Below are 8674 nucleotides of genomic sequence, written 5' to 3'. Positions count from 1 at the left end.
GCAGTTGGGTTGCGGTCGTTAGCAGAGGGTGATGTCCCCCCTATGGGACTGCAAGGGGTGATCTTGAGCTGGAGTGGAGTGGTGGCCGATGACGAGAACTTGCACCTACAGGCCATCAACCAACTGCTGGTGGAAGAGAACCTGCGCCCCTGGAACCTGTGCTGGCCGAAGTCGGGATCCCCTGGGCAGCGGGAGCTTTACCGGCTGCAATACCTGGGCCGACCGGATCGAGAGCGCCTGCCGGCTCTGTGGGGGGAGCAGGGGCGGGTGCTCAGCCCCAAACAACTGGAAGAGCTGCTGAAACGCAAGGCCCTATACTACCGACAGGCTTTGCAGGGGCAGAGGGAATTGCCTCTCATTCCCGGCCTGAGGGAAACTTTGGAGACGCTGGAGCGGCTGCAACTGAAGGTCGGCCTGCTGTGCGGCCAATCGGCAGCCGAGGTGACCGCTTTTCTGGAGCGTTTCCAGTCCTGTTGCCCGGCCCTGATACAGTTGACCGATGTGCGCTCCTATCGAGTGACGGGGGATGATGCAGGCCCAATATTTTCCCCAGGACACTTGCACCGCCTGCTTTTGCAGCGGATGGAATTGCCTGCCCAGGAGTGCTTGAGCATTGAGGCCACCTACCCCGGCATTCAGGCAGCCCGTTCGGCAGGGATCCCGGTGCTGGCTCTGGCCACCTTCTTTCCTCTGCACATGCTGCAGCGGCGGGCCAATTGGGCGGTGGACGGCTACCACCAGGTGGAATGGGATCGCATCCGGAACTGGTTTGCCGGCGGCCAAGACCGTCCTTCGACCCCAGTTGAAGCAGAAGCGGAGGCCGGTTCCTTCAAGGGATCCCAGGGAGGTCAGCCCCAGCCCTAGGGCAGGATCAGCATGCCATCCCCAAAGGAATAGAAGCGATACCCCTGGTCGACGGCCTCTCGGTAGAGATCCAGCAGCCTTTGCCGCCCGATCAGCGCAGCCACCAGCATCATCAGGCTGGAGCGGGGCAGATGAAAATTGGTGACCAGTCCTTGAATCACCCGCCAGGAGTAGCCGGGGTAGATGAAGAGATCGCTTTTCCCCTGCCAAGGCTGCAAGGTGCCAGAGGCTGCCGCGGTTTCCAAAGAGCGCACCACAGTCGTTCCCACCGCGATCACCCGCCCCCCTCGGGCTTGGGCTTTTTGGATGGCTGCCACCGTTTCTGCCGGCACCTTGAGCCACTCGCTGTGGAGACGATGCTCGGTTACCCGCTCCGCTTCCACCGGTCGGAAGGTACCCAGGCCGATGTTCAGGGTGATGTAGGCGGTTTGGATCCCTTTTTGGGCCAGCCGCTCCAGCAGCTCCTGGGTAAAATGCAGCCCTGCCGTGGGAGCAGCCACCGATCCGGGGTGTTTCGCCCAGAGGGTTTGGTAGTCTTGAGGGCGAACCTGTCCGGAAGCCTTGATGTAGGGAGGCAGCGGGATCCGGCCCACCTGCTCTAGGATTTCCTCAAAAGGCTGTGCCCCCTCCCACTCAAACTGCACCACTCGCCCACCGGTCTCCGGATCCAAATCCAGGACAGTGGCTCTCAGCCCAGAGGGGGATCCCTCCTTGCTCCAAAAACCAATCCGATCCCCCACCTTCACCCGTTTGCCCGGCCTGACCAAAACCCGCCAGCTCCACGCCTGATCCGGCAGAGGTTGGGCGGCGGCAGGGATCCCTTCCAGGCAAGGCTCCAGCAGCAACACTTCGACCCGCGCCCCGGAGGGTTCCTTAGCCCCGAACAGGCGGGCCGGGATCACCTTGGTATCGTTGAGAACCAGCAGATCCCCTTCCTGCAGGTAGTCAGGCAGATGGCAGAAGCGGCGATGCTCGTGCCTATCCGGGTACACCACCAGCATCCGCGCCTGATCCCTGGGCTCCACCGGCGTTTGCGCAATCCGATCTGGAGGGAGGGTGTAGTCGTAGGAAGCTGTGAGCAGATCCGGATTGGGCTCCCTATCGCCCAAAGGCTCAGCCTCACCGGGGGGAGCGGCAGCAGGCGAAAAAGAGTCAGGCATGGAGATGAATCAAGATGGGGTTCTACGTGGATCCAGCATAGCCAACCGGATCCCGCCAACCCTCTCCCTTTTGAGGGAAGCAGCTAAACCTTGGCCACCACCACCTGCTGCGGCTGATCCTGATACTTGCCGGCGCGGTCGGCGTAGGTCACTTGGCAGGGATCCCCTTCCAGAAACAGAAGCTGGACCACCCCTTCGTTGGCGTACACACGGCAGTCGGCGCTGGAGGCGTTGGAAAACTCCAGGGTGAGATAACCCCGCCATCCCGCCTCAGCGGGCGTCAGGTTGGCAATCAGGCCCACCCTGGCATAGGAAGATTTGCCAATGCAGATCACGGTAATGTTATCCGGAACTTGCAGCCGCTCCAAAGACACCCCCAACCCATAGGAGTGGGCCGGGATGATAAAGTAATCCCCCATCTCGTCGTGGTGCAGCTCCACCGCTTCCAGATTCTTGGGGTTAAACCGCTTGGGATCCACCACCGTGCCGGGCACATGGCGAAAGATCTTGAACTCCACCGGCGACAGGCGGATGTCGTAGCCATAGGAGGACAGCCCGTAACTCAAAACAGGCCGAGACTCAACAGCGCGCACCAGCTCAGGGCAGAACGGCTCGATCATCCCTCGCCGCGCTTGCTCACAGATCCAGCGGTCGTTTTTCAACATGGCTACAGCCGGCTTCCTGGAGAGTGAGGGCACATCTGGTGGACAAGCTCCAGTCTTATTGGGACTCCGCCCCCCTGACGCGACCCGTGTTGCCTAGGTCTTTCGGAGCGGAAACTGTTTGCGCTAGCGGTGCGGAGCAACATGGGCTGCTGTAGGCATAGCACCTGTGCCGCTGACTTGAGGGGGATCCAGAGAACAGGCAACATTCCCATCGGCAGTGCGGAGCCCTGGGCCTGGGATGCCACGTAGGCGCAGCTGCGTGATCAAGTCCGCCCGCTCCAGAAACGAATCCGGCATCTCCGGCCCGGTGATCACCATGTCCATGGAGATGGGGCGCTGGTCGATTAAGCTCAGCACTTCAGCTTCTGAGATCAGGCCCAACTTCACAGCCAAGCTCAGCTCATCCAACACCACCAAGTCGTAGCGGCCACTCCTGACAGCCTCCTGGGTGAATTGCCACAGCTCATCCAACGCCACCCGCTCCTCAGGCTCTAGGTGAGGTGTATCGATGCACCGGTGCAGGCGACAGCGAACCCACTCTAAGGATCTGCCCAAGGAGAGACGATTTGCGGGCCCCTGGTTGATCCCACCCTTGAGAAATTGCACGATCAGCACCCGCGTTCCCTGGCCGGCCAAGCGCAGCGCCTGGGCCATGACAGGCGTAAACATGCCTCGGCTGGGGTGGGTGTAAAGCTGCAGGGATCCCTGGGGAACCAACTGGGCGGAGAGGGATCCATTCTGCTGAAGGAAAAGCTCGCCGGCAGCAGGGCTGGCTTGAGCCGCAGGCTGTTTGGCGCGGGCTACAGGAGCGGCATCCTTGGAGGAAGGCATAGGATTTGGAGAAGCAGTGCAAACCACGTTCTATCTCGCGAGCAGGCTAGAGAACACGGCCCTAGGTTATAGGGCCTACAAGTGGTGGAGAGCGTCGGCTATGGATTCCATGAAACACCACCTGTGCGTATCCGTCAATGAGTCGGTTCTGCTTCTAGCTGGCATACAAATCATCCCCAATAGAGTAATAGAAAATACAATCCTTGCCCATCCTAGCTTTTCGGCACGAGAGGCAATACCTGAAAAGAAAAGCTTTGACAGAGGATCTTAATAAAATTTCAGGCCCAGCACAAAAGCTTGTGTGCAGGGCTACCTTACTTGAGTATAGAGGTGCTCTATAAAAATTTGAGAAAAAGATCAATTTCTTCCAAATAAGATTAACTCTCACAAACAGGAATGCCAGTACCAGCAGCCCACCCACGAGAGAGGAGCAAGGGTCAACCTACCCCAAAAGCCTTGTCCACTAGGAGAGATAGTCATTTTTAAAATAACTATACATTTGGTCGGGAGCCGGGTAGGCCTACACATTAGCGAACATTCGTAGTAGAGAGAATTGTAACCAAAAGTCCAAGGAGTTAATTTCTAACCTCGAGAGTGAAGAAATATAAATTCGTCAATCATCTTCGTCAAAAAATGGATTATTGACAATACTTTTTTGAAAACCAGCATCTGATTTAGCAGAAGCGTAAAGAATTGCGTGCCTTTTATACTCTGAGGTCGTCTTCTTCAAGAGATCGCCTCTTTGATCATTTTTCTTACCGGTCTCAAGGCCGATGTTTTCTACTTAATTTAATCTCTATTTCTGTTATGAGAAATGAGCATTGGGCGTTCAGTTTGGATCCCACTTAAAATTGACCTGAAAAAGCTCTGGGGCTTTGGGTGCTGAGATTGCCGGGATCCCATTGCGCAATCAAAGCCGAGTCCTTCCTCTGGCGGGGGGAGAGATCTTTTTCTTGAGAAGGTAGATCCAATCCTGGAGAATACCTGATCCCTCATCCAAGCAGCCGGGAAGTCCGGGGATCCCACCCTCGATCCCTGGATCAAAGGGAAAAGACTCCATCCCGCCGGCACAAAAGTTTTCTGTCACCGACTTGGGCTTGGGAAAAACCCTAGGCCATTGTGAACTCGGGGTGTACGCCGCCGGGATGGACTGGGATCCGTCTCGCTGTTGAGTGGGCTGGCTTCTGGGTGTCGGTGTTCCCAATTGACGGCTTCTCCCCCCAGCACCAAGGTGGAAGCATTGCCCCCATCCAAGTTCAAGGCATGGCGACAGCCCAATTGCTGCATCAACTGCGCCATCTCCAGCAGGGTAAGCCCTTGGTTTTCCTGGGCATTGCCGGCGGTCACCAGCAGCAAATGTCCGCTGTCCAGTTGGCCGATGGCACTGCGGGCGGCTCGCTGCCTGCGAAAGAGGGGTTGAAATGCCTCCAATCGGGCATCCAAAACCACCTGCCCATCTAAGAGCAAGAGCGGCCCTGCGCCCAAGAGGTGAGGATAGGCTTCCAGCTCAGGCGGATCCAAGCGCAGATAAAAGCTGAGGCGATCCCCAGGAACCAGCTTGCGGGCTTCTAGGGCACCTTCTAGCCCCCGCCCTGCCAATACATACCCCTCACTGGGAATCTGTACCGTTAAACTGCCGGCCAGGCCAGCCATCAGAATCTCTTGCACCCGATCCTCCCGCACCATCACGAGCATTTCGTCGTCCGTTTGGGTGGTGTAGGTGGATCCCCAGTCGGGGGTGAACTGGGAGATGCCGGGCAGGATATAGCCTGTATTGATGCCCACCACTGGGATTTGATCCCCAATGGCATTGCGCAGCTCTGCTTGCATCCGCAAACGGGCAAAGCGCACGGATCCCCCTTCTTGCCCTGCCGTCCCATCCGACCAGGCGATGACCCCACGACCCAAAATGGGGCTGGAGATCCAACGGCCATCCCGACGAATTGCCCCCAGCGGCTGACGGGTGTTGCGGTTGAAAAACCCACCGTTAATGGCGGCTACTGCTCCCTGTTCGGGGCCAAAGGAAGACAGCTCCCCCAGACCCACCAGCCCCGCAGGTGCAGCCCAGATAGGCCGCAGTTGGCCCGCTGCGAGAGAAATGACCACGATGGAAACGGGGATCCGATTGTCTCCAACCCAAACCTCCTTCTGGTACAAAGGGATCCCTTGCACCACCCGCACCGGCTGCACACCGAGGGTCACCTGAGCTTGAGCAGCCACGCTGGGCAAAAAGAGAGCAGCAGTGCAGGCTAACCCCCAGCCCATGACCCAGGCGCTCAGCTTGGTTTTGGACATGTCTTCACGTCTTTAGGGCTTCACCATTGTCATTGGGAGATGATTATCCCCCTGCGGCAAAGGTTCCCATCACAATGAGCGACAACAGGATTCCGGGCAAGAGCAGCGTCACCAAGATCAGCAGTTCGGATAGGGTCATTGGGGAATGCTACCTACTTAAGGATTGAGCCAACACAGCAGCCCTAATTTTCACCCTAGCGATCCTATGGAAGTGGCCCAGGATCCCTTTGGGATCCCTTAACACTCGATCACCGGTTTTTGCGGCTGCCCGTGCATGCCATCTCTCGCTCTGCCGACAGTATCCTGGCAAGGGGAAAGCCTTATCCAACGGTTCCTATGGGCATCCAAGGCAAACGCATTGCCGTCGAACCTGGCCATCTTCGCCCCTGGCTCAAAGAGGCTGTTTTGGCAGGGGGTGGCGAAATTGTGCCCCTGGCAGAAGCAGAAGCCTTGGTCTGGGCCGATGCCTTTGATGTGCCCGGCCTGAAGCGTTGTCTGGCGGAAGGGAAAGGGATCCGCTGGGTGCAGTTGCCCTGGGCAGGGGTGGAACCCTTTGTTCGGGCAGGGGTTTTGCATCCTGCCTATGTGTGGACTTGTGGCAAGGGAGTCTATGCTCAACCGGTGGCGGAACATGCCTTGGCCCTGACCTTGGCCGGCTTGCGCGACTTGAAGATCCGCGCCTTGGCCCAAACGTGGCAGGAAGGCTCGGGTACCAGCCTCTGGGGCAGCCGCGTGGTCATTTTTGGGGCCGGGGGCATCGCCCAAGAGTTGATCAAGCTGTTGCAGCCTTTTCAGTGCTCCATCGACGTGGTGCGTCGCAAGGCGGATCCCTTGCCGGGGGCCACGCGGGTGGTGACACTCGCGGAACGGCAAACGGTGTTGGCAGGGGCAGATGTGGTGATCCTGGCTTTGGCCCTCACGCCGGAAACCGAGGGGATCATCGCCCAAGCTGAGTTGGAGCAGATGGGATCCCAGTGCTGGCTGGTGAATGTGGCGCGAGGCAAGCACATCGTGACCTCCGACTTGGTGGCCGCCCTGCAGCAGGGGGTCATTCGCGGGGCCGCCTTGGATGTCACGGATCCCGAGCCCCTACCGGATGGGCATCCCCTCTGGAGCTTGCCCAACTGCCTGATTACCCCCCACACTGCTCTTACCGATGCCATGATTGTCCCAGCCCTCTCTAAGCGGGTGCGAGAAAATGTGCGGCGCTTCCGGGCCGGGGATCCCTTGCTGGGGGTGGTGGATCCGGTTTTGGGGTATTGAGTCCTCTAGCCCCCCTCCCTTGGGGAGCCTGGGATCAGAAACATTTGGCGCCAAACCCTACTGCGAAGCCATCTCCCGCACGCGGGCAGCAATGGCCTCTGCCATCTCCTGAGTGCCGACAGGATCCCCTGTGGCCAGGTCATAGGTGACCTGCTTGCCCTCGGCGATCACCGCCTGCACCGCCGCCTCCACCCTTGCGGCAGCCTCCCGCTCTCCTAGGTAGCGCAGCATCATCGCCCCGGAGAGGATCAGAGCGCAGGGGTTGACTTTGTTTTGGCCGGCATATTTGGGAGCAGAGCCGTGAATGGCCTCAAAAACCGCAATGCCGTCGCCGATGTTGGCCCCCGGCGCCACCCCCAGCCCGCCGATCATCCCCGCGCACAAGTCGGAAATGATGTCCCCATAGAGGTTGGTGAGCACCAGCACATCGTAGAGCTGCGGCTTTTGCATCAGTTGCATGCACATGTTGTCCACGATGCGATCTTCAAACTCGATGTCGGGGTACTCCTGGGCCACCTCCCGTGCCACCTGCAAAAACAAGCCATCGGTGAACTTCATGATGTTGGCTTTGTGCACTGCCGTCACCTTCTTGCGGCCATTCTGGCGGGCGTACTCAAAGGCAAATTTGACAATGCGGCGGCTGCCGAAGTCCGAAATGGGCTTGATGCCAATGGCGGATCCCTCGCGGATGGGTTTGCCGGAAAGGCGCATCATTTCCTCCCGCGCCTGGATGGCTTCCGGCGTGCCCCGTTCAAACTCGATCCCGGCATAGAGATCTTCAGTATTTTCCCGCACCACCACTAGGTCAATGTCTTGAAAAGGGCTTTTGACACCGAGCATGGATTTGGCCGGGCGCAGATTGGCGTAGAGATCCAGCTCCTTGCGAATGGCCACGTTGACCGAACGAAAGCCAGTACCTACGGGAGTGCCAATCGGCCCTTTGATCGCCACTTTGGTTTCCCGAATGGACTCCAACACCTGGGGCGGCAAGGGGGTGCCGTATTTCTCGATCACCTCCACTCCTGCTTCTACCGGGATCCATTCCAACCCAACCCCGGTAGCCTCCAAGACCGTGGTCATCGCCTTGGCCACTTCCGGGCCAATGCCATCCCCAGGGATCAAAGTCACACGATAGGCCACAGATGCTTCTCCTCGCAGTGTTAACGACAGCGCAAAAACTCCGTCCTGCCGGCGTGAGAGGATCCCTCCACCAGACAGGTTAGAGAACCGGGAACCCTTGAGCTTAAACGACTATAGAACAGGTTGAGACTGAAAATGCTGCGTCTGCTACCTCAGAAAAGGGGGGGCTAGCCGCAAGATCGGGGACTCGGCGGCAGAGGGACTCGCAGCTCTACAACTGTGCCACTGCCAAAGCGGCGATTACGCCAAGCAATGCTTGCCCCGATCAACTCGGCTCGGTAGCGCATGTTGAGCAACCCGTGTCCATGGCCAGACGGCTGGGCGGGATCCACCCCACTCTTGGACGCCGGCATACCGCAGCCATCGTCGATGATCTTCAGCTCCAAGTGGGTGTAGGGAGCGTAAACTACCCGACTCCGACCGCTAAAGCGGTACGGAGCGGGCTTTCAGTAGCCC

The 8674-nt window shown here is 58.6% G+C and carries 8 protein-coding genes; 2 read left to right on the top strand and 6 right to left on the bottom strand.

Annotation, left to right across the window (positions count from 1 at the left end):
- The coding region (locus tag NW829_RS04120; protein WP_414416501.1) for an HAD family hydrolase at positions 1-864 on the top strand (864 nt) is incomplete at its 5' end.
- Here the strand turns inward: NW829_RS04120 and queA are convergent.
- The 4 genes from queA to NW829_RS04100 all read right to left on the bottom strand — a co-directional run bounded on the left by queA (position 861) and on the right by NW829_RS04100 (position 5815).
- Positions 861-2024, bottom strand: a complete 1164-nt coding sequence (queA, locus tag NW829_RS04115) for a tRNA preQ1(34) S-adenosylmethionine ribosyltransferase-isomerase QueA (RefSeq protein ID WP_414416500.1) — start codon at positions 2022-2024, stop codon at positions 861-863. The two genes, NW829_RS04120 and queA, sit on opposite strands and share 4 nt — an antisense overlap.
- Positions 2025-2107: 83 nt before the next feature.
- On the bottom strand, positions 2108-2689 hold the full coding sequence (gene dcd, locus NW829_RS04110) for a dCTP deaminase (RefSeq protein WP_011433274.1): 582 nt from the start codon (positions 2687-2689) through the stop codon (positions 2108-2110).
- Between the two features lie 123 nt (positions 2690-2812).
- Positions 2813-3520: a cob(I)yrinic acid a,c-diamide adenosyltransferase gene (locus NW829_RS04105; protein ID WP_414350633.1), complete on the bottom strand. Its 708-nt coding sequence runs from the start codon at positions 3518-3520 to the stop codon at positions 2813-2815.
- Positions 3521-4603: 1083 nt separating this feature from the next.
- Positions 4604-5815, bottom strand: coding sequence for a phosphodiester glycosidase family protein (locus tag NW829_RS04100; protein WP_414416499.1), 1212 nt, complete (start codon positions 5813-5815; stop codon positions 4604-4606).
- 336 nt (positions 5816-6151) lie between these two features.
- On the opposite strand from NW829_RS04100, the gene NW829_RS04095 reads away from it, so the two are divergent.
- Positions 6152-7078 carry a D-isomer specific 2-hydroxyacid dehydrogenase family protein gene (locus NW829_RS04095; protein ID WP_414416498.1) on the top strand — a complete coding sequence of 309 codons (927 nt, stop codon included), beginning with the start codon at positions 6152-6154 and terminating at the stop codon, positions 7076-7078.
- 57 nt (positions 7079-7135) lie between these two features.
- On the opposite strand, the gene NW829_RS04090 is transcribed toward NW829_RS04095, so the two are convergent.
- Positions 7136-8218: an isocitrate/isopropylmalate dehydrogenase family protein gene (locus tag NW829_RS04090; RefSeq protein ID WP_414416497.1), complete on the bottom strand. Its 1083-nt coding sequence runs from the start codon at positions 8216-8218 to the stop codon at positions 7136-7138.
- A 167-nt stretch (positions 8219-8385) separates the two neighbouring features.
- Positions 8386-8604, bottom strand: a complete 219-nt coding sequence (locus tag NW829_RS04085; RefSeq protein ID WP_414416496.1) for an ATP-binding protein — start codon at positions 8602-8604, stop codon at positions 8386-8388.
- Between the last annotated feature and the right edge of the window lie 70 nt (positions 8605-8674).

It is taken from the genome of Synechococcus sp. R55.8, assembly GCF_047461895.1.
Classification (GTDB): Bacteria; Cyanobacteriota; Cyanobacteriia; order Thermostichales; family Thermostichaceae; genus Thermostichus.
Note: the sequence above shows the minus strand (reverse complement) of the source record. Positions and strands in the feature narration are given on the sequence as shown.

Bases quoted from the DNA above. Each gene is read 5' to 3' on its own strand.
- NW829_RS04095 (WP_414416498.1), top strand. From the start codon at position 6,152: ATGGGCATCCAAGGCAAACGCATTGCCGTCGAACCTGGCCATCTTCGC.
- queA (WP_414416500.1), bottom strand. From the start codon at position 2,024: ATGCCTGACTCTTTTTCGCCTGCTGCCGCTCCCCCCGGTGAGGCTGAG.
- NW829_RS04105 (WP_414350633.1), bottom strand. From the start codon at position 3,520: ATGCCTTCCTCCAAGGATGCCGCTCCTGTAGCCCGCGCCAAACAGCCT.
- dcd (WP_011433274.1), bottom strand. From the start codon at position 2,689: ATGTTGAAAAACGACCGCTGGATCTGTGAGCAAGCGCGGCGAGGGATG.
- NW829_RS04100 (WP_414416499.1), bottom strand. From the start codon at position 5,815: ATGTCCAAAACCAAGCTGAGCGCCTGGGTCATGGGCTGGGGGTTAGCC.